The organism is Laspinema palackyanum D2c (genome assembly GCF_025370875.1).
Classification (GTDB): domain Bacteria; phylum Cyanobacteriota; class Cyanobacteriia; order Cyanobacteriales; family Laspinemataceae; genus Laspinema; species Laspinema palackyanum.
The window spans coordinates 158,935-184,446 of the sequence record NZ_JAMXFD010000004.1 but is presented as its reverse complement, the minus strand read 5'-3'; the positions used below and the strand labels follow the sequence as shown (position 1 = coordinate 184,446).

The 25,512-nt window shown below is 49.9% G+C and carries 18 protein-coding genes and 1 riboswitch; of the genes, 8 read left to right on the top strand and 10 right to left on the bottom strand.

All coding sequences use genetic code 11. From position 1 onward, the window contains the following. Window positions 1-26: 26 nt before the first annotated feature. Window positions 27-2,375: a hybrid sensor histidine kinase/response regulator gene (locus NG795_RS07500; protein ID WP_367288032.1), complete on the top strand. Its 2,349-nt coding sequence runs from the start codon at window positions 27-29 to the stop codon at window positions 2,373-2,375. Window positions 2,376-2,552: 177 nt separating this feature from the next. Here NG795_RS07500 and NG795_RS07495 read toward each other — a convergent pair whose 3' ends face one another. The 5 genes from NG795_RS07495 to crtO all read right to left on the bottom strand — a co-directional run bounded on the left by NG795_RS07495 (window position 2,553) and on the right by crtO (window position 9,585). Beyond that, the gene (locus tag NG795_RS07495) at window positions 2,553-3,134 is read right to left on the bottom strand and encodes an NADPH-dependent FMN reductase (protein ID WP_367288031.1); all 582 of its coding nucleotides are present in this window, start codon (window positions 3,132-3,134) and stop codon (window positions 2,553-2,555) included. Between the two features lie 264 nt (window positions 3,135-3,398). Beyond that, complete coding sequence (locus NG795_RS07490) at window positions 3,399-4,886, bottom strand: aldehyde dehydrogenase family protein (protein WP_367288030.1); 1,488 nt, start codon at window positions 4,884-4,886, stop codon at window positions 3,399-3,401. 32 nt (window positions 4,887-4,918) lie between these two features. Continuing rightward, the gene (locus NG795_RS07485) at window positions 4,919-6,025 is read right to left on the bottom strand and encodes a saccharopine dehydrogenase family protein (protein WP_367288029.1); all 1,107 of its coding nucleotides are present in this window, start codon (window positions 6,023-6,025) and stop codon (window positions 4,919-4,921) included. A gap of 293 nt (window positions 6,026-6,318) precedes the next feature. Next, on the bottom strand, window positions 6,319-7,602 hold the full coding sequence (locus NG795_RS07480) for a cation:proton antiporter (RefSeq protein WP_367288028.1): 1,284 nt from the start codon (window positions 7,600-7,602) through the stop codon (window positions 6,319-6,321). 285 nt (window positions 7,603-7,887) lie between these two features. Continuing rightward, entirely contained in the window at window positions 7,888-9,585 is a 1,698-nt protein-coding gene (gene crtO, locus NG795_RS07475) for a beta-carotene ketolase CrtO (RefSeq protein WP_367288027.1), read from the bottom strand. Window positions 9,586-9,768: 183 nt separating this feature from the next. Beyond that, window positions 9,769-9,853: riboswitch (Fluoride riboswitch) on the top strand. An 81-nt stretch (window positions 9,854-9,934) separates the two neighbouring features. Between crtO and NG795_RS07470 the strand changes: the two genes are divergently transcribed. The 4 genes from NG795_RS07470 to NG795_RS07455 all read left to right on the top strand — a co-directional run bounded on the left by NG795_RS07470 (window position 9,935) and on the right by NG795_RS07455 (window position 17,217). Continuing rightward, the gene (locus NG795_RS07470; RefSeq protein ID WP_367288026.1) at window positions 9,935-11,551 is read left to right on the top strand and encodes a cation:proton antiporter; all 1,617 of its coding nucleotides are present in this window, start codon (window positions 9,935-9,937) and stop codon (window positions 11,549-11,551) included. Between the two features lie 826 nt (window positions 11,552-12,377). Further along, a complete protein-coding gene (gene mgtE, locus NG795_RS07465) occupies window positions 12,378-13,781 on the top strand; it encodes a magnesium transporter (protein ID WP_367288025.1) in 1,404 nt (467 codons plus the stop codon). A gap of 115 nt (window positions 13,782-13,896) precedes the next feature. Continuing rightward, the gene (mgtE, locus tag NG795_RS07460) at window positions 13,897-15,297 is read left to right on the top strand and encodes a magnesium transporter (protein WP_367288024.1); all 1,401 of its coding nucleotides are present in this window, start codon (window positions 13,897-13,899) and stop codon (window positions 15,295-15,297) included. Window positions 15,298-15,633: 336 nt separating this feature from the next. Continuing rightward, window positions 15,634-17,217, top strand: a complete 1,584-nt coding sequence (locus NG795_RS07455; protein WP_367288023.1) for a WD40 repeat domain-containing protein — start codon at window positions 15,634-15,636, stop codon at window positions 17,215-17,217. A gap of 225 nt (window positions 17,218-17,442) precedes the next feature. Here the strand turns inward: NG795_RS07455 and NG795_RS07450 are convergent, their stop codons facing one another. Then, window positions 17,443-18,360, bottom strand: coding sequence for a histone deacetylase family protein (locus tag NG795_RS07450; RefSeq protein ID WP_367288022.1), 918 nt, complete (start codon window positions 18,358-18,360; stop codon window positions 17,443-17,445). 96 nt (window positions 18,361-18,456) lie between these two features. Between NG795_RS07450 and NG795_RS07445 the strand changes: the two genes are divergently transcribed. Continuing rightward, window positions 18,457-18,963, top strand: coding sequence for a hypothetical protein (locus tag NG795_RS07445; RefSeq protein WP_367288021.1), 507 nt, complete (start codon window positions 18,457-18,459; stop codon window positions 18,961-18,963). Between the two features lie 89 nt (window positions 18,964-19,052). Further along, a complete protein-coding gene (locus NG795_RS07440) occupies window positions 19,053-20,105 on the top strand; it encodes a glutathione S-transferase family protein (protein WP_367288020.1) in 1,053 nt (350 codons plus the stop codon). A gap of 42 nt (window positions 20,106-20,147) precedes the next feature. Here NG795_RS07440 and NG795_RS07435 read toward each other — a convergent pair whose 3' ends face one another. The 4 genes from NG795_RS07435 to NG795_RS07420 all read right to left on the bottom strand — a co-directional run bounded on the left by NG795_RS07435 (window position 20,148) and on the right by NG795_RS07420 (window position 22,707). Next, window positions 20,148-21,719 (bottom strand): phytoene desaturase family protein, encoded by a 1,572-nt coding sequence (locus NG795_RS07435; RefSeq protein ID WP_367288019.1) that lies wholly within the window; start codon window positions 21,717-21,719, stop codon window positions 20,148-20,150. 77 nt (window positions 21,720-21,796) lie between these two features. Beyond that, entirely contained in the window at window positions 21,797-22,027 is a 231-nt protein-coding gene (locus NG795_RS07430) for an addiction module protein (protein ID WP_367288018.1), read from the bottom strand. Between the two features lie 136 nt (window positions 22,028-22,163). Continuing rightward, window positions 22,164-22,451 (bottom strand): type II toxin-antitoxin system TacA family antitoxin, encoded by a 288-nt coding sequence (locus NG795_RS07425; RefSeq protein WP_367288017.1) that lies wholly within the window; start codon window positions 22,449-22,451, stop codon window positions 22,164-22,166. Window positions 22,452-22,488: 37 nt separating this feature from the next. After that, window positions 22,489-22,707 carry a hypothetical protein gene (locus NG795_RS07420; RefSeq protein WP_367288016.1) on the bottom strand — a complete coding sequence of 73 codons (219 nt, stop codon included), beginning with the start codon at window positions 22,705-22,707 and terminating at the stop codon, window positions 22,489-22,491. A 288-nt stretch (window positions 22,708-22,995) separates the two neighbouring features. On the opposite strand from NG795_RS07420, the gene NG795_RS07415 reads away from it, so the two are divergent. Next, window positions 22,996-25,512 (top strand): NB-ARC domain-containing protein (locus tag NG795_RS07415; protein WP_367288015.1); only part of this gene is annotated, 2,517 nt, incomplete at its 3' end.

Below are 25,512 nucleotides of genomic sequence, written 5' to 3'. Positions count from 1 at the left end.
TTAGCTGACAACAAGGGCTATAGAAAATGAGCAGGATCACCGACCCTTTCAACTCTAATCAGGACTTCCTTCACTGGGTCAATGACTTAGCAGACCGAGGAATATTTACGACCGATGCAGGGTTAAATATCCAAAGTTGGAATCATTGGCTGGAACTTTATAGTGGGTTGAATGGGGAGCGGGTGGTGGGGAGAAATTTACTAGAAATTTATCCCGAATTAAAGCACCGGCGATTAGATCGATTTTTTCACCAAGCTCTCGCCGGACAAGTGGCTCTGCTCTCTCAGCGCTTACATGGGTTTTTGTTACCCATGCTCCCAGCCGATGTTTATAAGGGTGTGCCTTATATGCTCCAAAGTGCCCGGATTGCTCCGATTGTGGAAGAATCTCGGGTGATTGGCACGATCGCCACGATTGAAGATGTCACAGAACGGGTCCTGCGGGAGTCGGAACTCCAACATCAAATTAAGGAATTAAAACGGACTGAATCGGCGCTGCTCGCGACTCAAACCCAGTTTCAATATTTGTTGTCTTCTAGTCCGGCAGTGATTTATACTTGCCCCCATGATCAGCCCTATTGTCCGACTTTTGTGAGTGAGAATATTCTTGAACATCTGGGATATCGACCGGAAGAAATTATCGGAGACTGCTCGTTTTGGCGCGATCGCCTTCATCCCGATGATGCACCGGAACTATTCTCCAGCATCAAACAGTTGTACCAGACGGGTCATGCCCTCAGCGAGTATCGGTTCCAGCACTCCGACGGCAGCTATGGATGGGTGCGAGATGAAATGAAGCTGATTTGCCGGGGGCCGAAGCAGGGTGAAGAAATTGTGGGGGCCTTATATGATATCACTGAGCGCAAACGCACCGAAGAACAGGTGCGCCAGCAGGCAGCCCTCCTGGACGTTGCCACCGATGCAATTTGGGTCAAAGACCTTGAGCAGAATATTCGGTTTTGGAATAAAGGGGCAGAAAAATTATATGGTTGGACCCGCCAGGAAGCGCTCGCCCAAACCAGCAGTCAGCTGTTTGATGTTAAAAGCGCTACAGAGCTCAACAGGGTGGAGCAAACGGTCCTCACAACGGGGGAATGGCATGGAGAGTTAGAGCAAGTCACCAAATCGGGTAAATGCATCACCGTTGCCAGTCGCCAGACCCTGGTGCGGGACGAGCGCGATCGCCCCCGTTCCATCCTCGCGGTGAATACGGATATTACCGAGAAAAAACAACTAGAAGCCCAGTTTTTGCGAGCGCAACGCCTCGAAAGTATCGGCACCTTAGCTAGTGGCATTGCCCATGATTTGAACAATATTCTCACCCCCATTTTAGGGGCGGTGCAACTGCTGCAAATGTTCCCGTTAAACGCCCAGCAAATGCGCTTAATTTCCATGCTAGAAATTAATACCTTGCGCGGTGCGGACCTGCTGAAACAAGTGCTTTCATTTGCTAAAGGGTTAGATGGCGATCGCACCCTGATCCAACTCAAACACCTGATTGATGAAATCACGGCGATCGCCCGGGAAACCTTTCCCAAATCCATTGAACTTTCCACGGCGATCGACCCCAAACTCTGGTTAATTTCCGGGGACCCGACTCATCTCCATCAAATCCTGATGAATCTGTGCGTCAATGCTCGCGATGCCATGCCCAACGGGGGCATTTTATCCATTGAAGCTCAAAATATCACCCTCACCCAATCCGAGTTAATCCTAGACCCTGAGGCTAAAGTTGGCGCTTATATTAAACTCACGGTTCGAGATACCGGCACCGGCATCCCTCCGGAAATTTTAGGCCGCTTATTTGAACCTTTTTTTACCACCAAAGGATTAGGAAAAGGCACTGGATTAGGGTTGCCCACGGTTCGAGGCATCGTTAAAAATCATGGGGGTTTTTTATTGGTTTCCAGTCAAGTGGAGAAAGGCACCGCCTTCACCGTCTACTTGCCTGCCATTCAGGGAACTCAAGCTCTCACTTCAGAACCCACCGAACTCTGTTTTGGCTCCGGTGAGTTAATTTTAGTCGTAGATGATGAAGTTGCCATTTGCGAAATTGCTCAAGCCCTCCTGCAAAAATTTGGCTATCATGTTTTAACCGCTGCTGATGGCATGGAAGCCATTTCCCTCTACAGTCAACGGTCCTCAGAAATTGCTGTGGTGATTCTGGATATGATGATGCCTTTAATGGATGGAGCGCTCACTTTAAAAGCCCTCCAAAAAATTAATCCCTCAGTTAAAATTATTGCCGTGAGCGGACTCGTCAGCAATCTTCCCCTCTCTAAATCGGGAGAGAATAGTTCCCCCACCTATTTATCTAAACCCTATAAAACCCGCGATTTACTACGCTTAATCCGCCAACAGATTGAGCAATCATAACCAAGGGGGGTATCATACAGAATCCGGTTGGTAAAAGTAAAAGGCACTGCCCACCTTTCTGTGCAGGTGGGCAATGCCCACCCTACTCGTTTTTAAAGGTATCACTGCACAGGAAAATCCCCCTGAATGTAAAAACCCTACTCTTGTCAGGGTTCTGATACCCCCCTTGTTCTCAACTTAAGCGTTCAACTTGGTTAACATTTCTGCCACTTTTGCGCCAATATTTTCCACCGCTTCTTGCTTTTGGGGGTCTTTTAACGTCCCCGATTCTGTAAACGCTTCAAATGCTTGGGGAATAGCAATTTGATTCGGTAAAACAACCATACTAATATTCGCCAGCATTTCGCGCAGTTGAGCCAAACCCCGTAATCCCCCTAAACCACCGGGAGAGGTACTCATAATTCCCACCAATTTCCCGGAAAAAGCAGCCAGCATCGGTTCACCGGGAGCAGGACGAGATACCCAGTCGATCGCATTTTTAAGCAGGGGACTAAGGGTGCTATTATACTCCGGAGAAGCAATCAACAAGCCTTGGTGAGCAAAGAAAAGCGATTTTAACTCCTGAGCATATCTTGGCATTCCCTCTGCTGCTTCTAAGTCTTGGTCATACAGAGGGATGGGGAAATCTCGCAGGTCAATATAGGTGACCTCTGCACCGGCTTTTCTACCGCCATTGGCGGCAATTTGGACCAGTTTTTTGTTAAATGACCCTTCGCGAGCGCTTCCGGCAAAGGCGAGAATTTTTGGGGGATTAGACATCGTTACTCCTACGGTTGTTAGTTCAAAAATGGATGATTCCAAAGGGACTTAGCCCACAAGTTATCATAGCCCATTTGTGGGCCAAATCAGTCCGGGACAGAATTGTTCTGATTTGATTCCCCTCCCAGACTCATCCCTTACAAGAGTAGGGTTTTACGTTCAGGGGATTGGCCTCACATTGAAAATCACGAACGGTCCGGTCCCCTGAAGCGTAAACAACCTACTCTTGTCAGCAGACTTATCCCGGGGTCATATCCACTCCAATCACTCGCGATTATCGATTTGCGCCCGTTGTAAGCGTCCGGAAAAATCTACATAGACCGTTTTCCATTCCGTAAACACATCTAGCGCGGCTGTCCCCGCCTCACGATGTCCGTTGCCGGTTTGTTTGACGCCTCCAAAGGGTAAATGCACCTCGGCACCAATGGTCGGACCGTTAATATAAGTAATTCCGGCTTCAATATCGCGCATGGCCTGAAACGCCCGATTCACATCGCGAGTATAAACAGAAGAAGATAAACCGTAGGGGGTATCATTGAGAATGGCGATCGCCTCTTCAAAGGAATAAATTTCTATCAACGCCACCACTGGGCCGAAAATCTCTTCTCGCGCCACCCGCATATTGGGCGTTACTCCATCCAGGATAGTTGGCTCAAAAAAGAATCCCCCCGTGAGGGTTCCCTCGGTTGTGCGATTGCCCCCGATTAAAATCTTCGCTCCCTCTTGACGAGCAATTTCGATATACTCCTCAATCGTATTCAGTTGCGTGGCATTGACAATCGGCCCGATATCCGTATTCGGGTCCGTACCGGGTCCTAGACGGAGTTTCCGGGTGCGATTAACCAGCATTTCGGTAAACTTATCCTTAATATCCCGATGGAGGAGGAGACGACTGGTGGCAGTGCACCGTTGCCCACTGGTGCCAAAAGCCCCCCAGATTGCCCCTTCCAGGGCTAATTCTAAATCCGCATCCTCCATCACCACTTGAGCATTTTTCCCCCCCAATTCCAAACAAACCCGCTTGTGCTGTTTGGCGCAGATTGCCGCTACTTCTGCGCCGGTTTGTGAGGACCCGGTTAATGAAATTAAATTGACCTCGGGATGCTCTACCAAGGCTTTTCCCGTTTCTTCTCCCAACCCATGCACGAGGTTGACGACCCCCGGGGGAAATCCGGCATCATGGAAAACCTGAAACAGCAAGTGAGTCACCGCCGGGGTGTCTTCAGACGGTTTCAGAACCAGGGTATTGCCGCAGACTAAGGCAGGCATTGCTTTCCAACAGGGAATCGCCACGGGAAAATTCCAAGGGGTGATTAACCCGCAGACGCCGATGGGCATTCGTACCGTCATCGCAAATTTATTCTCCATTTCCGAAGTCGTGGTTTGTCCAAACAGACGGCGACCTTCTCCGGCATAATAAAAGGCGCAGTCAATGCCTTCTTGGACATCTCCATTGGCTTCAGTCAGGGGTTTTCCCATTTCCTGGCTCATTAAGTAGGCGAGTTCGGCTTTGCGATCGCGCAATATTTCCCCGAAGCGGTATAAAAATTCCGCCCGTTCGGGTGCCGGAACAAGTCGCCAAGTGCGATAGGCATGGCGGGCGGCACTGACGGCCATTTCTATATCAATATCGCCCGATCGCCCAAAGGTGGCAACCAGTTCGCGCCAGTGGGCGGGATTGCGGCTTTCCATCGTTTCCCCAGAGGCGGGGGGTAACCAGTGACCCTCAATATAATTCAGACAACTGTGCATGATTAATCCGGGCTAAGATAGATAGGGACAGATTACAACCAATGATGAGCTATCTCGATTCCCCGAGTTGTCATAATTGATTCAAACAACGGAGTGGATAAGGCTTGTTCTACCGGCCATACACCGGGTTTAGTGAGTTTTCCTTTCAGCATCAATTCGGCGATGGTTCCGGTGCCGATTCCGGTGGCAACAGCGGCGCTATGATGAACCACCGCACTGCAAACTGTGGCGGGTTCTCCTGCGGCGTTGCGTCCGTTGACTTCCGATCGCACTGCCACCCCGGTCCCGCTAAATTTGTCGGTTACTGCTGTCATTCGGTAGCTGACTTGGGATAAAAACTCGACTACCGCAGAATTTTTCAGGGCGGCTGAAGGCCATAAATTCGCCACCATCCAGGTTAAATGGTTGTACAAATCCGGGGAAGTGCCGAATTTGGTAATGGCAGTTTTAACGGGGAAGGAGTCGGGTAAGGTGAAGGCTTCGGGCATATCAAACCAGTAAACCCCGACCTTGCCGTAGGGTTCGGGAAACTCGATGGTTTCGCGATCAGTATAGGGTTTCACCTGTTGCCATTGACCATCAACCCAGGCATCAAAGGGGTTTTGTAAGCCTAAAAAGGTGGTTCGCATGACGGTGACTCCTGCACCGCCTGACCCCCCGACAACATAGCTTAAATGGATGCGATCGGCTTCTTGAAGTTGTTCGACTCCTTGGCGAACCATACTATTAGAAATTCCGGGAAAAATGCCGGTATTAATGATGGCGGTTACCCCTGCTTTTTCTGCGGAATCTTGTAATGCCAGCGCCCTGCGGGTGAATCCTCGGTTATCACTAACATCGGTATAGTTGACGCCTTGTTCGATGCAGAGTTGGAGGACTCGGGCATCGCGGTGATGGAAGGGTCCGGCACTATGGATGACGAGATCGCTTTCGGCGATCGCTTGGGATAATCCGGCGCGATCGTCTAAATGTACCGCCCGAAACTTCAGGCGATCGCCTAAAGTCTCATCCACGGATTTTCCCGGTGTCTTGTCCCGTCCGGTGACCGTAATTTCTGCATCGGTATGGGCGATCAAATCTTGGGCAATGCTGCTGCCGATGCGTCCCCGTCCGCCAATAATCAAAACTCGTTGGCTCATGTCTTTAATCCTTAACAATATCTTCATTGCAACATTTTTCTCTAAATCTGGCATCTATACGAAGAAAGATCGCCAGGGACTGAGTACAGAATGGGTTCTGGATTTGATGTGGGCGGGACTTTCCTCAACTCCAGGGAATCAAGGGTCACCTTCGCCCAACCCCAGAGGAAGGGTGGCCTAAATTTGCCTTCAAGTCTTGGATTCATTGCCTCAATACCAGGTTTTTGCAAAAATAGCTGCCTTAAATTTAGGGCAGCTATAGAACATCCTTCAGGGAGGGGGGATTTGCCGGATCAGAGGCGATCGCCCCGGAGGGTTACCTTTCTTTTCTCCAACCTCGATCCATACCAATTCATCAACGGAGTCGCACTAATTCCATGCACAATGGCCGAAATCACGAGAGTGAGAAACACAACCCAAGCGATTTTTTCCCCCGTTTCTCCTTCTAACCCTTCGCCCATCGCATAAGTGAGATAATACACTGAACCGACGCCCCGAATCCCAAACCACCCCATCAATAACCGTTTTGAGCGATGAAAATTTGAGCCAATGGTACTAATCCAAGTTCCTAGGGGACGAATAATAAACAACAAAAATACCGCCACGATTAAAGTATCTCCCGCATACTTTAAGCTCGGTTCTACTCTCAACATAGAACCGATTAACAAGATAGTTCCTACTTCTAGGAGTTTTTCCACCCGGTCCGTCAATCTCAGTTGAGACTCGGTTCGTTCCGAATCGCGGCTGTAGCTTCTGCGGACCGTCACTCCGGCGACAAATACCGCCAGAAATCCGTATCCATTAATCACTTCAGTCAGGGAATAGGCCAGTAAAATTGTACTCAACGCAATAAAATCTTGCATGAGGTCATCCACCGGACGAATGCGATGTAATTGTTTTTCAACCCAAACAATGGCCGAAGCAACGACAATTCCCATGCCGATACCAGCGGCGAGCGCCCAAATTAAATCAATCACCAACCACTCATAAATCCAGTTGTTGACATTGCTATCTTTTAACGCATATAACCCAAAATAAACAAACGGAAAAGCCAGGGCATCATTTAAACCCCCTTCAGAGGTTAAGCCAAAGCGGAGTTCATCTTTATCCTCAACATGAGCCAGTTGAACTTCTGATGCCAAAACTGGATCTGTGGGGGCGAGAATGGCCCCGAGTAAAATCGCCGCCCCCCAATCCAAGTCCAAAAACAAGTGCCCAACCACGGCGATCCCTACAATAGAAATCGGCATCAAAAATCCAATTAATCGGGCCGTCGTCTGCCACGCCCAAAATTTGAGCGGACGATTCATTTTTAGTCCGCAACTAAACAACGAAATAATCACGACTAATTCAGTCAATCGCTCCAGAAAATTTGCATCCGGGCGCACCAGAATTAATCTCAGCCCATAAGGACCCATGAAAATACCAACGGCTAAATAAATCAGGGCATAAGAAAGCGGCAATCGCTTAATCCACCCCGAAAACACAGTTACTGACAGCAGTAACACACCGATAGCCAGCATATCAAGAATATAAATGTCTACCAAAGCGATCGCACCTTTTTTAACATGAATCAAAATTACGAATAATTAGCGAAACTTTCTATCAACATTAGAGACAAAAATCATCTCAATAACCGATAAAATTATGCTATTTATTGCCGGGTTAAATAGGTCTAAAGAAACCATAAACCGGAAGGTTTATGGTTTCGGAGTACAATGAAATACCATAGTCCTCCCCAATTGGGGAGGATGCGGAATATTGAATCAAGCTATTTGTCAACCCATTCGAGAAGTAAGACTGGGTAATTATTAGGGCTTTAGATTCATTCTGCAAATCTTAAACTCAACAATTTATGAGCCTTAGCTCGACAAATTAAACACCGAACTTGCCATTGATTTGACCGAATTGGTGGCATCCTTTAAGGTTTGGCTCATCGGTTGCTGTTGGAATAAGAATACCCGGGCACAGTTCCGTCCGGGCATTCCGGAAATGGAACCACCGGGATGAGTGCCAGCGCCGGTTAAAAACAACCCATCAATGGGGGTTTTGTAGTTGGCAATTTCTGGGAGAGGACGGAAGAAAATCATCTGGTCTAAGGTCATGTCAATATGGTAGTGATTTCCCTTATAAGACCCGAGGCGAGCGCTCAGTTCCGGTGGACTTTCTACCCGGCGCGCAATAATGGAATTTTTGATATTCGGCGCATAATCGGATAGTTTATCAATCAGGCGATCGGCCACTTTGTTTTTGAGCTCGTCGGTCCATCCGGTGCCATTTTGTCCGGTTCCTTCTGCGCCATGAATTTGATAGGGGGCGAAGAATTCCACCCAGAGGGTATGCTTTCCTTCCGGAGCCATTGATGGGTCAAGAACTGTGGGAACGACGGCATACATGGAGGGATTTTCATCCGGAATTTTGCCGAGTTGACAGAAACTATGCCCTTCTTCCACATGATGAACGGAATCAGCGATGACCACCGACCCAATTAAATACTCATCTTGGTGATTGTAAGCTTCAAATCGGGGCATTTCTGAGAGGGCACAATCCAGTTTGAGGATGCTTTCATTGTTGTTAACAATGCGGCGGTCCACTCGCTCGCGTAAGTTGGGGTCGCTGGAATCAACATCTCCCGGATTGATTAAATCTAAGAAGACTCGTTTGGCATCAATATTGGAAATCACCCCTTCTTTGGCGCGGTATTCTTGACCTCCGTCCACGCGGACACCAACGGCGCGATTATTATCGACTAAAATGCGTTCAACGCCGCGATCGCACAAAATTTCACCCCCGAGACTGGTGACTCGATTGACTAATGCTTGGGTGAGTGCGCCGGTTCCTCCTCGGGGTCTTGCCATCCCAGGATTGTGCCGCATTGCCATCATAATTGCACCCACAGACATCCCTTTTTGTGAGGGAGGGACGCTCATTTCTGCGGCAAGTCTAGCTAAGGGTGCTTTGACAACTTCTGTATCAAACCATTCCTCTAACATATCTTGAGGACTACTGAGCATGGTTCGGGCAAAATCCAGGATTTTATCGGGGCTTCCCAGTAAGGATAGCAAGTCTTTAATTTTATCGAAATTATAATTGCCGGTGATATCGATAATCGATTTAGGCGGCGCATTAAAGATGGGGGCGATCGCATTCAACACTCGCTGCCAATATTCGACAAATTCTCCATATTTCTGGGCATCACGCTCACTGTAGCGGGCAATTTCCCGACAGGTTTGGTCTACGGATTTATGACCGAGGAAATATTTCCCATCGGGTTGGGGACAAAACAGGACCGGATCGCAATACAGATACTCTAATCCGTATTTTTTCAGTTCTAATTCTTCCACCACAGGCCCGAGATGGATAAATTCATGGTCGATCGCACAGAGGTTAAATTTAAACCCCGGTGCTTCTTCGGGCAAAGATTCTTCTGTGGTTGCTGCACCCCCGGGAACTGAGCGTTTTTCTAATAGCAAAACACTTTTACCCGCCTTTAAAAGGTACGCCGCACAGACTAAGCCATTATGACCGGCTCCAATTATAATTACATCGTACTGGGACATCAAAAAACTCCTGTTAAATTCCCGCTTGCTGTGAATTTTACAAAACTTAATCCTCCGGTGGATTCTATCTCCAGAAAGAGATTGTGCCAGGGGGAGGGCTGATTTTTAATCCCTGTACCCGAGCAAAAAATGAATCAATCGATGGATTGTTGCTGAAATTTATGCTATATTAAGTGATGATTTTAGATTGAAGGCGATGGAGCTCGCCAGAACCGCCGATTCAGCGATCCCGATGGGAGGCTGAAGGGCTGATGGCTCCTACCTGTCCGGGCTGAATGCTTAGGAGGTAGGGCGATCGCATCAATCCACTCCTGGACCAGCCATCCACACCTGTTCAGGAGCATAACGAATGTTAATCAGTACAATTTGGATCCTCGGGATGGGCTTTTTTGCGGGTCAATTCGCCCGTCGCCTCGGTGCACCCCCACTCATTGGCATGATTTTGGTGGGAATCATCCTCGGTCCCGAAGTCGGAAATCGCCTAGAACCGGGAATTCTCGCTGCTGCCGATGATTTACGAACCCTGGCGGTGATGATTATTTTAATGAAAGCGGGACTTGGACTCGATCGCGACAAGTTGGCGGAACAGGGAACCGTGGCCCTCCGATTAGGCATTTTACCCGCTATCCTGGAAACCGGGGCGATCGCCATTGCGGCGATGTTTCTGTTCCAGTTTGACCTCTTAACCGGGTTGCTCCTCGGTTGTATTATTGCCGCCGAATCTCCTGCCGTGATTGTCCCGGGAATGTTGCGTCTCAAACGCTTGGGTTGGGGGGTCAAAAAAGGCATTCCCGATGCCATTTTAACCGGGTCAGCCCTCTCCGATGTTGTCCTCTTACTCGTCTTCAGTTTACTGTTGAATTTCCTGCAACAAGGGGAACTAGAGCGAATTATTTTACCCGGGGGACTCTCGTTAAATCCACTTTTATTACTTCCCCTGCAAGCCATTATCCAGGTCATTTTAGGCATCCTGGCCGGTTATTTAGCCGCTCAATTATTAGTCTCCCTCCTAGAAAGACAAAACTGGAGTAAAAATCCCGTCCAAGATGTCTTAATTGCCGCCGTTGTCGCCGCATTTGCTGTGATTGCTGCCCGCCAATTCCCTTACTTTTCGGGCTATCTAGCAGTGATGTCAATGGGATTCTTTTTAATCGAACTCGATGCACCCTTGGCCCGCCGACTCCGCAATGGATTTAATTCCCTGTGGATTGTGGCGGAAATTGTCTTATTTGTGTTAATGGGAGCGAGTATTCAACTCCAGGTTTTGGGAGAGATGTTCTTACCGGGCTTGACTATTTTAGCGGTGGGTTTATTAATCGGACGCACCATTGGCTGGACACTTTCTACCGCCGGAAGTAATTGGAATTGGCAAGAAAAACTGTTTCTATTACCGGGAAATTCGGCGAAAGCAACAGTGCAGGCCGCCTTGGGTGCGTTACCGTTAGCTTACAACATTGAAGGGGGAGAAATTATTTTAGCCATTGCTGCCCTTTCAATTTTAGTAACGGCTCCTTTGGGGGCTTGGGGGATTCCAACTTTTGCTCCAAAATTACTACAAAAAGGAGAAGTAGACCCAACCAAAGTGACCGTTGATACTCGAACGCTGTTTTTGGCAGCGGTGGATAGTTCCCCTCGGGCATTGGCCGTGTTGAAACAAACGGCAGAGTTAGCTCGGCGTAGTCATGGAGAGGCGATCGTTTTGTATGTAGTGCAGGAGGAAAATTTATCGGAAATTAAAGCAATTCAGGAGATGACTCAAACAGTTTTAGCGGATATTCGCCATCAGTTTATAACCGAAAAGGGTGCAGTGGTGGAGATAATTTTGGCCCGATCGCAAGCTCATCCCGTCACGGCGATTATTGTCGGGAAACGCCATAATCCAGAGGGAGAAGGGGCGACTGGGGGAGTAGTTTCTCAAGGGGTTTTAGCGGGGAGTCTCGTTCCGGTTTTGGTGGTAAAAACCTAGAATATTGCCCGATAAACTGCTCAGAAAAAGAGCAATTTTTCTATAAAATTTACCCCTGTAAACCGGGATAGAGGGATTTTCAGGGGGGAGTTTTCGACTTGAGGAAACGCTCAGAAGTCTGGGCAATCTTCACCCAACTTCTGAGCCGATGGGAACAGTGGAAAACCTGTCGCGTAAAAAAAATCAAAAAAAAGCTTGACCTGTTTTCTGAAGAGTGCTATAAGGAAAAAGGGCTTTCAGACTCCTCTGAACTTCCCGGTCTTAAACGCAACTTAAACAAGTAAGGAATACTCAAGTGGAAAGCTCTGGTAGTAGTTGTATTGCAACGATTACTCAGGCAGACTCAATGGCTGACGAGCCTTTAGACGAACCTCGACCGTTTCCCCACAACCGGGCGGTTTAGTCAGTGAAATGACCTAGGGTGACTCCATCTGGGAGTTTTCATAGTTCATCTCGTGACCCCCGGGGAAGAGGGCGGTCATGCTAGGAATGGAGATGAACCATGAATCACCGAAAGCTTGATGATTTAAACGAAGGGTGAAGGTTAGGCTAACTGTTAGTTAGCCTAACCCAATCCCCAATGCAAATTTAAAGTCCCTGCTGCTGATTTCGGTTAGCGTTTTGGGTCGCGATCGCCTATGGAAATAAACCGTTGGTCAATCGCGAACTGGATGCGCTGGGGACTCTTCTGAATGGGAATTTTGCAACAAAGATCGCAACAAACCTAGAGATTCTGTTGCCTGATTTCGCCTGCATTAGACTCTATCGATTGGGGAAAAACCGCCCAACCACACTCGGAAATATAGAACCGATTAGAGAGTGGAGCATGAACGATAATAATACTGAATTGCCATCCGTCCAGCCGACAACGCGAGACGCATTGCGCCAACTCGTGCGATCGCAATTGCAAGCGTTACTCGAACAAAATAACCTACCCGGAGCAAAAGCCTTACTGGTTCCAGTCCAACCGGCAGATATCGCCGAAGCGATTGAAGGATTACCGCAAACCATGCAGGCGATCGCCTTTCGTTTGTTATCCAAAGAAGAGGCGATCGAGGTTTATGAATATCTGGACTCTAGTATTCAATATGCCTTAATCGAAGAATTTAAACGCCAGGATGTTCTGGATATTGTCGATAAAATGTCCCCAGATGACCGCGCCCGGTTGTTTGATGAATTGCCAGCTAAAGTGGTCAAGCGCATCCTCGAACAACTCAGTCCTGAAGAACGCCAAACCACCTCTTTGCTGTTAGGCTATCCCCCGGATAGCGCCGGGAGAATGATGACCCCGGAATATATTGCGGTCAAAGAAAACATGACCATCAAAAATGCCTTAGACCGAATTAGGAACTTAGCCAATGTCAGCGAAATCATTTATTATCTTTACGTCACCGATGCCTATCGGCACTTAATCGGCACGATTTCTCTGCGGGATTTAGTTGTCTCAGAACCGGAACAACGGTTATCAGAAATTACCCGGCGAGAACCCGTCTTTGTTTCCACGGAAACCGATCGCGAAGAAGCCGCACGATTAATTCAGCGCTATGATTTTCTAGCCTTACCTGTTGTTGATAGCGAACAGCGTCTTGTGGGCATTATCACCGTGGATGATGTCATGGATGTGGTGGAAGCTGAAACCACGGAAGATATTTATGCCCTCGGTGGGGTGGAAAGCGGGGGAGAAAACTATTTTCAAACCAATATATTCACCGTGGCACGCAAGCGTGTAGTTTGGTTGTTGATTTTATTAATTACCAATACCGCCACCTCGGCAGTGATTCGGTCCCGAGAAGAGATTCTCGAACAAGTTGTTGCTCTTGCGGCTTTTATTCCCTTACTCATTGATACGGGGGGGAACGTGGGTGCACAGTCCTCCACCGTGGTAATTCGCGGATTAAATATCAATGCGATTCGGGTAGGAAAAGCCTGGAGGACGATCGGACGGGAGACGATCGCCGGGGGACTCTTAGGGATCATGCTGTCCATTGCCGTCACCGTTTGGGCTTATTTCTTGGCGGGAAATCTGCTGGTTGCTATCTCGGTTGGCGTGAGTTTGCTGGCAATTACCATCCTCGCCTCCTTCGCCGGATCTGCCCTGCCGTTTTTATTCTATCGGGTGGGATTTGACCCAGCCTTAATGTCAGCGCCCTTTATTACCACCGCTGTGGATGTCCTAGGGGTGCTAATTTATTTAACGGTGGCACAGCAGCTTTTGGGAGGTGCGGCGTGACTGGGAAACCACTGGAGAGATCCCCTTCAATTTGCCCTGTTTTGCCGGGGGTGACGGCTTGGCGTCCCCTCAAATTGTATAGAATAGTGATCGGACTGGATCCAGGGAGTTAAACGTGACTGAACCTCAACCGATATCCTCTCCTCTCGGGACCCTGTCGCGGAGAGAAATACCTGACTTAGTGCGATCGCAACTGGAAGCCCTCCTCAAAAATGGGGACCTCCAGGGAGCTAAAGCGATTTTAGTCCCGGTTCAACCTGTGGATATCGCCGAAGCGATCGAAGGAATGCCTGAAGCGATGCAGGCGATCGCCTTTCGCTTGTTGTCCAAACAGGAAGCAACGGAAGTTTACGAACATCTCGATACCAGCGTCCAACAGGTGCTTTTAGAAGACTTCAAGCGCCAGGACGTTCTGGATATCATTGGCAATATGTCCCCGGACGATCGCGCCCGACTGCTGGATGAGTTGCCCTCAAAAGTCGTGCGCCGATTGCGGGCACAACTGTCTCCCACAGAATGGCAGTCCACCGCCCTGCTGATGGGCTATGAATCGGGAACCGCCGGGAGAATCATGACCCCGGAATATATTTCCGTCCGGGAAAATATGAGCGTTGCCCAAACCCTGGAACGGATTCGCACCCTGTCGCCAGTAGCGGAAATTATTTATTACCTCTACGTCATGGATAGCGAACGCCGGTTAACCGGAATCGTTTCCCTGCGTGACTTGGTGATTAGTTCCCCCGAGGAAAAAATTAGTGAAATTATGACTCGGGATGTGGTATTTGTCCATACAGATACCGACGGCGAGGAAGTCTCGCGCCTGATTCAACGCTATGATTTCCTAGCGATCCCCGTAGTCGATCGCGAGCAACGCTTAGTCGGCGTCATCACCATCGATGATGCGATCGACATCATGGAACAGGAAACCACTGAGGATATTTATGCCTTGGGTGGGGTCCAAACCGATGGGGATAATTATTTTGAAATGAGTTTATGGACAGTGGCGCGACGGCGTGTCGTGTGGCTGTTCGTCTTATTGCTTACCAATACTGTCACCGGATCCATTATTAATTCCCAACAAGACTTATTGCAGCAAGTGGTCGTCCTCACCGCCTTTATCCCCCTGCTTACAGGTACGGGAGGGAATGTCGGTGCCCAGTCTTCCACGGTGGTGATTCGCGGGATGAATACCGATGAAATTCGCTTACTCGGACCCCTGAAGGTGGTCTTTCGCGAAGGAATTGCCGGTGCATTACTGGGGACAATTTTGGGAACCCTCGCCACCATCTGGGCTTATTTCCTCTTGCAAGTCAATCTCCAGGTGGCCTTCTGTGTCGGCATCTCTCTGATTGCTATTTCAATTTTGGCCTCGGTATCCGGTTCGGCCCTGCCGTTTTTATTCCGCGCCATCAAGTTAGATCCCGCCCTAATGTCAGCGCCGTTTATTACCACGGCTGTCGATGTTTTGGGTGTTCTCATTTACTTTAATATTGCCAAGCTATTTCTCGGATTGTAATCTTCCCCACCCCACTGCTTTCAGGGTGGGGATTTTTCTTTGTAACAGCAGATTGAATCAATAACGAGGGGGCCAACCCTTAAAAATCGGATTGATTCACTGCTTTATTGATTTTTTACCCGATTTTTAAGACTCAAATGCTTCGGGTTGAAACTAGATACATCCTTGTTAGTCAGGATGACAATTTTTCGGAAAATTCATTATCAATGGTGTCCGGTTTGACTGAAAAATTTTTATCCCCCTTATATCAACATTTCTCCATAAAATGGAAAGATAAGGGGGATTGTGGATAAAATGGGAATTGTAATATAGGCTCCGGTGGGTGGGAAGGACTCCATGTCAAATCACCGTCATTGGCTAGAAACTGTAGAATATGCTTCCTTGTTCGCGTCGGTGGTGGCGTCGATAGTGGCAGTCTTTTTTAATGGGGCCATCTATGTCGCCGCCCTGCTCATTTGCAGTGCCCTGATTCTGAATGCGATCGTCCGGTATCGTCTGGAACACCAAACTCGCCGAGTCAGTGGCACCACAAATCGCCTGCATCGTCAATGGGCGGAAGAACTGGAGATGCTCACCCAACGGGTGGAAGCTCAGAAGCAATTTCCCCTCCCTCAAGTCGAAGGGGAGGAAGGCACTCGCCCCCCCGTAGCTACCGGGTCCCCGGAGGAGTTGGCCCTGTTGCAAACCCGATTGGGTAAATTAGAATCGGTGGACCTCTCCCAGATTCAAAGGGAAATCGCCGGGTTGAAAGAGCAATATGCCCTGTTAGATGAAAGTCTGGGCAATGCGATCGCCTATCTGAATCGCTCATCCTTTGCCTACCGCTTAGAACGAGTGGAAGAGGCAATTTCCCAATTAACCTCGCAAATCGTGGTCCCCTCACCCCCACCGCGCCCGCAACCGGAACCGCCACCCCCACTTCCTCCGCAACCGGAACCGGCGACATCGGCAACCCCTGCTCAAACCGCCAAATCCAAACCGCCCTCGTCAAAAGTCGTCCTGCCGTCCTTTGCGGCCCCTTCGGAACCCACGGCCCAGAATTGGATATGTCGCCACAGTTTGCCCGCCCATGCCGACTGGGTGCGATCGCTGGGGATTACTCCCGATGGACAAATCCTGGCAACGGGCAGTTTTGACACCAGTATTAAACTCTGGAAACTCGCCACCGGGGAACTGTTGCAAGTGCTCGCCGAACACAAACGCGGGGTCTTTTCCATTGCGATCGCCCCCGATGGCAAAACCCTCGCCTCTGCCAGTTGGGATAAAACCATCAAACTCTGGGAACTCCCGACCGGAATTCCCAAACAAACCCTCACGGGACATGGAGGTTCTGTGCGCGCCTTGGCGATCGCCCCCGATGGCAACACCCTTGTCAGTGGCAGTTTTGACGAGACAATTAAACTGTGGGATTTGTCCAAAGCGGAATTAATCGATACCCTCACGGACTATACCGGACCCATCTTTTCCCTCGCCATTTCCCCCGATGGTCAAATTCTCGCCCGAGGCGGTGGGGATGGCACGATTACCCTTTGGCAATTCCAAACCAAACAGCCGATTTCGGTCCTCAATGGCAGTTTAGAGGCGGTAGAAGCGATCGTCATCTCTCCCCAACAACTCCTAATCGGAGGCAGTGGCGATGGCAATATTCAACTCTGGAATTTGGAAACGGGAGAACTGCTGTGGAGTCTGAGCGCCCATTTAGGACCCGTCACCGCAGTGGCGATCGCCCCCGATGGCAACAGTTTTGCTACAGGTAGCGCCGATGGGACGGTTAAGATTTGGCATTTACCCACGGGTAAATTAGTCTGTGCTTTGACGGAAGAAAGTGGGGCCGTGATGTCTTTAGTTTATAGTCCGAATGGACAATTTCTGGTTAGTGGTAGTGCTAAAGGGATGGTGAGAATTTTGGAACGGGAGTAGTAGTCCAACCGGCGGGGTATAAATCCCCCGGCTCATAGATCAAGTCGGTTGAAACTGAGATCTTGCACCAGTGGCAACACCCGGCGGGGGATAAATCCCCCGCCTAATAGAATCAAGTCGTCTAAAGACGACTGCAAGCCTGATACAGTGGTGTTTTCAGTCGGTTTCAACCGACTTGAGCTGTTAGGCGGGGGTTAAAACCCCCGCCGGGTGTTGCCTCCCGACCTAAAGTCGATACTGCCTATACACTTGCGCGGCAGCACGATGTAAGAGCGAATGACGATACACCAACCCTCGCATATCCTCGCAATATCCGCCCCCAATCACACAGGCAACGGGATATCTAGCTGCCAGACAGGTACTCAGCACCTGCATATCCCGGCGAAAAATCCCGGTATCACTCAGGGCTAATTTACCCAGGCGATCGCCTGCATGAACATCCACTCCGGCGTCATACAAGACTAAATCCGGCTGGAATTGGTCGAGTAAATCCGGTAAATAACCGGCGACGGTTTGCAAGTATTCATCATCCTCCATTCCCACCGGCAAGGGTATATCTAAATCACTGATTTGTTTTCGCCCGGGAAAATTAGCCTCACAGTGCATGGAAAAGGTAAATACATCCGGGTCATTTTTAAAAATGAATGCTGTCCCATCCCCTTGATGCACATCTAAATCCACAATTAAGACTTTGCGAATTCCCGCTAATTGTTGGATCATCCGCGAGGCGATCGCCAAATCATTAAAAATGCAAAATCCGGACCCAAAATCTGGAAAGGCATGATGAGTTCCTCCGGCAGTATTGCACGCTAATCCAAACTCTAATGCCAATTTAGCCGTCAAAACTGCCCCACCAATGGAGATACAAGTGCGATGGGCGATCGCCTCCGTCCAGGGTAATCCAATCCGTCGCTGTGCTTTGGGGTCTAGAGTGCCTTGGCAGTATGCCTGGACATAGGCGGGGACATGGACCGATTCAATCCAGTCCTGGGGGGGCAATTCCGGGGTGTGACACTGTTCGGGAGTGACAACGCGATCGCCTACAAGCATTTCATAGAGTAACCGAAATTTCTCCATCGGGAACCGATGGGAGGGAGGCATAGGGGCCACATAGTCCGGATGATAAACGATGGGTAAGTCCATGTCAGGGAAGGGTTAGCGTTGCCGGTACCGAGTCAACTTTAAAATCTAATTTAAACTCTAAAATGGGAATTATTGATAGGAATCAGGAGGGCGATCGTGCAATTCATCACTTGGCAGTCTGGGAATAGCAATCCCGAGATGGGTGAAAATTTCGAGACAATCCGGCAATGGTGGCGCAATCTCAATGGCAAAGAGATCACCTTGCGCCAGCGCATCCTGTCGGAAACCGGCGATGTTCGAGACTTGGATTGGGAACCCCAACGCTTTGACGAAACCTTTGCGATCGCCAACCCGGATATACGCGGCATTACCCTCTATTGGTCAAAACCCGGAATGTCAGACGAACGCAATACCACCGTCAGACAACTGCAACTCGACCCCAAACGCCAGCAACTCTACATTTATCCCCAATCCCAACCCACCCTCGTCATGCAGATGGAACTCGCTGCCTTAAAATATCAAACTTTGACCTTGAAAGAACCCGAAATTTTTGTAGAAGACAATCAAATGTTAATTTTACGAGATACAACCCGATTAATTGAGGTAAAACTCAAGCTTGATTCTGCCCTTATTTCTTCCCTGAAAGAACAATTACCCGATTAAAATAGCAAGGCATTTCGGTGGGCGTAGGATTCAACTCTTGCAACACCGAAAAAGGTTTTCCTAAATTTACACCATTCAAAGGGGGCATTATGTCTTTAGAAACTCCAACTGTAAAAGCCGATACTCCCCCGAAAAAGGGGAAAAAATTGCCCTCAAAACTTATAATTAAACTGGGCAAATTTGTCTGGACAACCCTCTGGCAATTGATGATGTCCAAACTCGCCCCGCGCAATCAGACTGGGGAATATATTCGTCCGACGAGCGAGTTTAGAAATTCCGTGGGAACCCAACCGGAAAACCCTTATCCCCCGGCAACAGCACGGTATCGCCTCTATGTGGGATTAGGCTGCCCTTGGGCGCATCGGACCCTAGTGGTGCGATCGCTCCAAGGATTAGAATCGGCAATTTCCGTGGCGATCGTCTCCCCCTCTCCCGATGCCGGAATCTGGGTCCTGGATGAACCAGAATACGGCTGCCAAACCCTCCCGGACTTATATGCGATCGCCCGTCCCGGATATCAAGGACGCTGCACCGTTCCAGTCCTGTTTGATACGCAAACCCAGACCATTGTCAACAATGAAAGTGCTGAAATCATCATCATGCTTAACTCGGAATTCAACGAATTTAGCACCCATCCCGACCTCAATTTATATCCCGAACAATTGCAAGATAAAATAGAATATTGGAACGATAAAATTTATCCAGCAATTAACAACGGCGTCTATCGATGCGGATTTGCCCAAAGTCAAACTGCTTACGATACTGCCTGCACTGAACTCTTTACCACCCTCGATGAAATAGATGCCGTATTAGAAACAAATCGATACTTATGCGGCGACCAATTAACCCTAGCCGATGTGCGGCTATTTACCACCTTATTTCGCTTTGATATCGTCTATCACGGCTTGTTTAAATGCAACAAACGCCGCATCCAGGACTATCAAAATCTCGGTGCATATCTGCGGGACATCTATCAACTCCCCGGAGTAGCCGATACTTGCGATTTAGATAGTATCAAACGAGACTATTACGGCAACCTCTTCCCCTTAAATCCCGGGGGAATTATTCCATTAGGACCGACTATCACAAACCTACAGGAACCCCACCATCGCGAGGCTTTAACTCATTCTCTAAGTTCGTAGTAACGCCTTCAGGCGTTATGACAAACCGGGATTTTTTAGGGTTTAAAACCCGATCGCCTCTAGCATTGCCAGATGCTTGTTCAAAGGGGCGATCGTATTAGCGGCGATCGCCCCACTGGCGGCAACAGCAGGTAAACCGATTCCCGGAAAAGTAGAATCCCCACAGCAGAATAACCCCGATAACGCAGTGGTTGGACCCGGAAAAAAGCCGCTTCCGGCAGCAATGGCAGGACCATAAGAACCGCGATCGCGACGCAAAAACCGCTCATGAGTCAGAGGCGTTCCCCCCAAGGTTACCTCACATCGCTGCCGAATATCCGGAATAATCCGTTCTAATCCTTGCCACATCACCTCCGCCCGTTCTTGCTTCAACCCTTGATAAGCGGCACTATTGCGCTCAAGTCCCGCCCATAAGTGATATGGCTCATTCCCAGGAGTATAAACGTGAATCGCGTGTTTTCCTGGGGGGGCGAGGGACGGGTCTAACACCGAGGGAATGGAGACTAAAACGACATTTTGCGGGGCTGTAACCCCTTGACTCCAGTCGTTAACGATGATATAATGACAGGCTAAATCTGCCGGTAATCCGGTGGCATCAATTCCCAAGTGCAGGTGCATGAAACTCTCACAAGCGGGAGTGGATTGACGGCGATCGCGAAATGATTTCGGAACCGCATCCTCGGGTAACAATTTCAACGTATCCCACACCGATGCATTGGATACCACAGCTTGACGGGCGTGAATCACCGTTCCTCCCCGCAGACGCACCCCTACTGCGCGATCGCCTTTTACCAGCACTTGTTCAACATGAGCATTCAGCCGCAACTGTCCCCCGTGTTTTTCCAGTCCTCGGACCAAAGCCTCTGCGATCGCCCCACTGCCGCCTATCGGATACTCTAGCACCACTCCGGGTCGATACCATTCCGCAAACATAAAGGCCATTTCTGCGGCGCTAGTCCCCGATGCAGGCAGTCCAGAGAGCAGAAAACAGAGCAAATCCAACCAGTTGCGGATAAACGGATCCTGAATCACCTCATCCATGATGCGACTAAAAGGGCCGGTGAGTTTGAGCATTTTCCCCAAATGTGAGACAGCAGCCGGTGCAAACCGTGCCGAGGCGATCGCCGCCCCCCAATCCCACCGCAAAGCAGTCGGAGGAATCGCCTTCGCTGCTGCCGCCAACGGTTCCATCACCTGTTGCAACTTCCGCCATTCCTGCACCGCGCCGCTACCTCGCACCTCTTGCAGCACTTCACAAAACGGGTCCGCACCCACCGCAATTTTTAACTCACCTTCGGGAAGATAACAACCCCAAGTATCATAAGTCAGACAAGGCACCGTCTCCCCAATAATATCCAACACCTGTTTAAGCGGGTGAGCAGAGGGAGAGTCCGACAAACCCGAATGCAACGATGGACCGGAATCAAAGGTATATCCATTTCTCGAAAAACTATGAGCTGCACCGCCAGCTATGCTGTGACTCTCACAGACAGTGACCGCAAACCCATACTGTGCCAACAGTGCAGCACAGCACAATCCACCAATCCCACTGCCGATGATCACAATATCGGTGAGTTCTTCCGGGGAGGGTGTGGGTTCAAAGGATTCAAACACAGGAGTCACGGTTGCTTAATCAGACATTTAGGACAGGATTGGTTCATGATATCAGGCAATAGGATGAAAGACATACTTCATGACTCAATCAGCCTTCTGACTTGCGCTAAAGCCTCTTCCCCTGAAATTGGCTGAACCGAGCCATTTCGGACCTCATCTCTCCGGCGCTGGGCTTCAGTCACCCAAGCTGCCTGAATGGCTGAGTCAGCACTGAACTCCAAACTTTCCACTAATTTATCAGCGAGAAGTGCTCTCAACTCACTAGGCAAGGATAATATTTCCTCAGTCAGTTGCTCAATTGACCGCATAATTTTTGCCAGAACATGGAACTTTAAAATCGAAATTGTAGCAGATTAGGGATTTAGGTCTCTCAACTTTCTTCTCCACCGTAAAAATTTGAGGGGATATGGGTTCGACCATCAAGCAGGTTGATTTTAAGAATCCTTAAACCGACATCATCTGTTTGTACCGTAAAGCTGCTGATTTTAAGGCATCATTAGGTTTCGGAGGATTGAGAATCGCATCCACAAACGCTTCGCTGTCTTCCAGACTCAGCTTGAAAATTTGGTGATGCTCAATCACTCTGTAGGCTTCTGCTTGAATAGCTGCCACCACAAAATCTGTCAGGGTTAGTCCTTGTAAATCAGCCGCCTTCTGCACAAGAGCCTTAGTTTCCTGGCTGAGACGACCTTCCAGCCTTGCTGAGGATTTAGAATTAGTTGGAGTAGTCATGAGGTTTGCTCCGTAATATGAGATAAGAGCTATGCATTTAAGGATATACGGCTTGAGATTTAGACGCCTGTAGCACTTTAAACATCGTATCTGCTGCCTCATCTGCACCATAAGGCGACCAAACTGGATAAGATTGCTCCGATTTAATCAGATGGGTTTCCTGCTGGGCTAATTCTGAGAGCAGAATCTGCATGATATAGAACTGATCTGAACGACTCAAAGCTTTCAAGGTCGAGATTAATTCCGATGACACCATGTCAAACACTCCGGTTAAGCCAGATTCACCTTTCTATTCTAATTGCTCCAGTTTGCTGCGGTGAAATTCATGATTACCCCTCAATGTAGAGGCGATTCGCGAATTGCCTCTACATTGGACCTCTTGCAAAATAACGAAGAGATCCCCCCAACCCCCCTTAAGAAGGGGGGCTTAAGAGAATTTTGCAAGAAGTCTATTGAGGGTGGATTTTCACAATAGGCGGTTGATAAATCTTGCCCAAGTTGATCAACCTTCACTAAAATAGGTGCATTGGTGGAGGTACAGAGGATGGATGCGAAGCGGTGGCTGAAGGTGAATCGAAGCCTATTGGGGGAAACGGCGCTGTTGGGGGTGCTGGCTATGCTGACGGTGGGTGCTGCGCCGCATTGGGCAATGGTGGGCAATTTTTTGGCGGGGATGGAGGCGAATAATTTAGGGGCGTTGAGGGAGCGGTTTCGCAAGCATGGGAAGGTGTTGCGGAATGAGGATTTAGCGAAGGCGGCGGGACGGACGGTGAGGAAAACTTTAGAGGAGCGCATCATCCCCCAGTTCCCGAAGTTGCGCGAGGGATTGCAGGGGTTGGCGGATGGGGTGGAAGCCTATTGGTTGGAGCGGGTGCAGGGTATTAATGTGTTTGAAACCTTGCAGGAGGAGCAGCTTTATCACCTGTTTAGCCAAGCTCCGGAAGGGTTCAGCAACTACCCGGTTTTGAAGGCGGATGAGTGGCAGGAGTTGAGTGAGGATTTGGTGGCGTGGGGCTATGGGCGGGGGATGTTGCCTGGGGAAAGGGCGAAGTATGGGGATGTGGTGGCGGCGTTGGCGGGGGAGTTGGCGGCGAATTTTGGCAAGTATTTGCGGCAGGTGTTGAAGGATGACCCGAAAGCGTTTGCCGGGATGGTGTTGGATTTGCATGGGGCAACTTTGGCGCAGCTTCAGGAAATTCAGCTGTATTTGCCGAAGTTGGCGCACCGGGAAGATGTGGAGCGGGTGCTGAGTCGCTTAGAGGAGAATTTCTTGCGCCAGACGCGACAGTTAGAGCGCATGGAAGGCAAGATTGACGGACTGGCAGGGGGGGAAGGGGCAACCGCTGCACCCCGTTCCCGGTTGTTTAATGTGCCGTCCTTGCCTCTGAAGTTTTTGCCGCGATCAGAAGAAGTTGAGGCGATTAAAGCCAAGCTGCTGGGAACCGAGTCCCAAACTTTGGTGATGACGGGGGTGGCGCAGCGGGTGGGGGTGCAGGGGATGGGCGGCATTGGTAAGTCGGTGCTGGCGGCGGCGGTGGCGCGGGATGAGGCGGTGGGAGAACGGTTTCCCGATGGGGTGCTGTGGGTGACGTTGGGACAAGAACCGAACCTGAAGGCGCGATTGGTGGACTGTGTGGCCTATTTTACCGGGACGCCCCCCTATTTTGAGGATTTGGCCCAGGGGAAAGCGGCACTGGCGCAACAGTTGGAGGGGCGCGCTTGTTTATTGGTGTTGGATGATGTTTGGCAGATGTCCCACGCGGAGGCGTTTTACGGGTTGGGGCCACGGTGTCAATTGTTGTTGACGACCCGTGATGGGAGGTTAGTGAGGGGGTTGGCGGCCCAAGGTCATGAGGTGGGGCTGTTGTCGGAGGAGCAGGGGTTAGGGTTGGTGGCGCAGTGGGCGGGGGAACAGCCGGAAGGATTGCCACCGGAGGCGGTGGAGGTGGTGCGGGAATGTGGCTATTTGCCTTTGGCGGTGGCGATCGCCGGGGCGATGGTTTGTGGGAACGGGGCAAACCGTTGGCGGAATGTGCTGGAAAAATTGCGATCGGCGGATTTAGCCCGGATTGCCTACGAGTTCCCGGATTATCCCCATCCCGATTTGCTGAAAGTGCTGCAAGTGAGTGTGGATGCGTTGCCGTCAGATATGGCGACTCGGTATCTGGATTTGGCGATTTTCCCGGAGGATACGCCGATTCCCGAGGGGGTGCTGGAAATTTTCTGGGGGGCGATCGGGCTGGATGCCTCGGCGGTGCAGGATGTGGTGGATTGTTTGGTGGCGAAGTCGTTGCTGTTGCGGGATGAGTTGGGGCGGCTGAGTCTGCACGATTTGCAGGTGGATTATGTGCGCCAACAGGCGGGAGATTTGACGGCGCGTCAAAAGAAGTTTTTCACCGCTTATGGTCAACGCTATCCCGCAGGCTATCACGAGGCGACGGCGGATGAGTATTTTGGTCGCTATGCCATTCGTCACCATCTCCAAGTTTGCCCACACCACATCCCACCCCTGTTACTGGATTTTCGGTGGTTGCAGGGGAAGATAGAGCGCCTGGGGGTGGGGGCGGTGTTGGCGGATTTTGAGGCAGTTCCAGAGGCGGTGGCAAGTCGGACCCTGGGGCTGGTGGGGGAGGCGGTGCGCTTGTCCGCCCATGTGGTGCAGCAGGATACCAGCCAACTGGTGGGGCAACTCTGGGGGCGGTTGTTGTCTTTTGCGGAGATGACTCCCCCTAAACCTCCCTATCGCTATTTCTGGGAGGGGATTCCGGGCATTGGTCAGCATTTACCCAAGTATCCGGCAACTCCTCAAAGGGAGACGTTTCCCGCCATCACGGAACTGCTGACTCAAGCGCAACAATGTCAAAGAAAACCCTGGATTCGTCCCCTCTTCCCTAACCTCACCCCCCCCGGCGGTCCCTTAATCCGCACTCTCACAGGGCATGATAGCTTTGTACAAGCGGTCGCCATCAGTCCCGATGGGCAACAGGTGGTTTCTGGTTCTCATGATAAAACCCTGAAAGTGTGGAATTTGGCTACAGGAGAGGAGGAACGCACTCTCACC

Coding starts and splice junctions, on each gene's coding strand:
- NG795_RS07485 (WP_367288029.1), bottom strand. CDS start 6,025: ATGAGCCAACGAGTTTTGATTATTGGCGGACGGGGACGCATCGGCAGC.
- NG795_RS07495 (WP_367288031.1), bottom strand. CDS start 3,134: ATGTCTAATCCCCCAAAAATTCTCGCCTTTGCCGGAAGCGCTCGCGAA.
- NG795_RS07450 (WP_367288022.1), bottom strand. CDS start 18,360: ATGGACTTACCCATCGTTTATCATCCGGACTATGTGGCCCCTATGCCT.
- NG795_RS07430 (WP_367288018.1), bottom strand. CDS start 22,027: ATGCGGTCAATTGAGCAACTGACTGAGGAAATATTATCCTTGCCTAGT.
- NG795_RS07440 (WP_367288020.1), top strand. CDS start 19,053: ATGTCTTTAGAAACTCCAACTGTAAAAGCCGATACTCCCCCGAAAAAG.
- NG795_RS07455 (WP_367288023.1), top strand. CDS start 15,634: ATGTCAAATCACCGTCATTGGCTAGAAACTGTAGAATATGCTTCCTTG.
- crtO (WP_367288027.1), bottom strand. CDS start 9,585: ATGTCCCAGTACGATGTAATTATAATTGGAGCCGGTCATAATGGCTTA.
- mgtE (WP_367288025.1), top strand. CDS start 12,378: ATGAACGATAATAATACTGAATTGCCATCCGTCCAGCCGACAACGCGA.
- NG795_RS07420 (WP_367288016.1), bottom strand. CDS start 22,707: ATGGTGTCATCGGAATTAATCTCGACCTTGAAAGCTTTGAGTCGTTCA.
- NG795_RS07425 (WP_367288017.1), bottom strand. CDS start 22,451: ATGACTACTCCAACTAATTCTAAATCCTCAGCAAGGCTGGAAGGTCGT.
- NG795_RS07470 (WP_367288026.1), top strand. CDS start 9,935: ATGTTAATCAGTACAATTTGGATCCTCGGGATGGGCTTTTTTGCGGGT.
- NG795_RS07500 (WP_367288032.1), top strand. CDS start 27: ATGAGCAGGATCACCGACCCTTTCAACTCTAATCAGGACTTCCTTCAC.
- NG795_RS07490 (WP_367288030.1), bottom strand. CDS start 4,886: ATGCACAGTTGTCTGAATTATATTGAGGGTCACTGGTTACCCCCCGCC.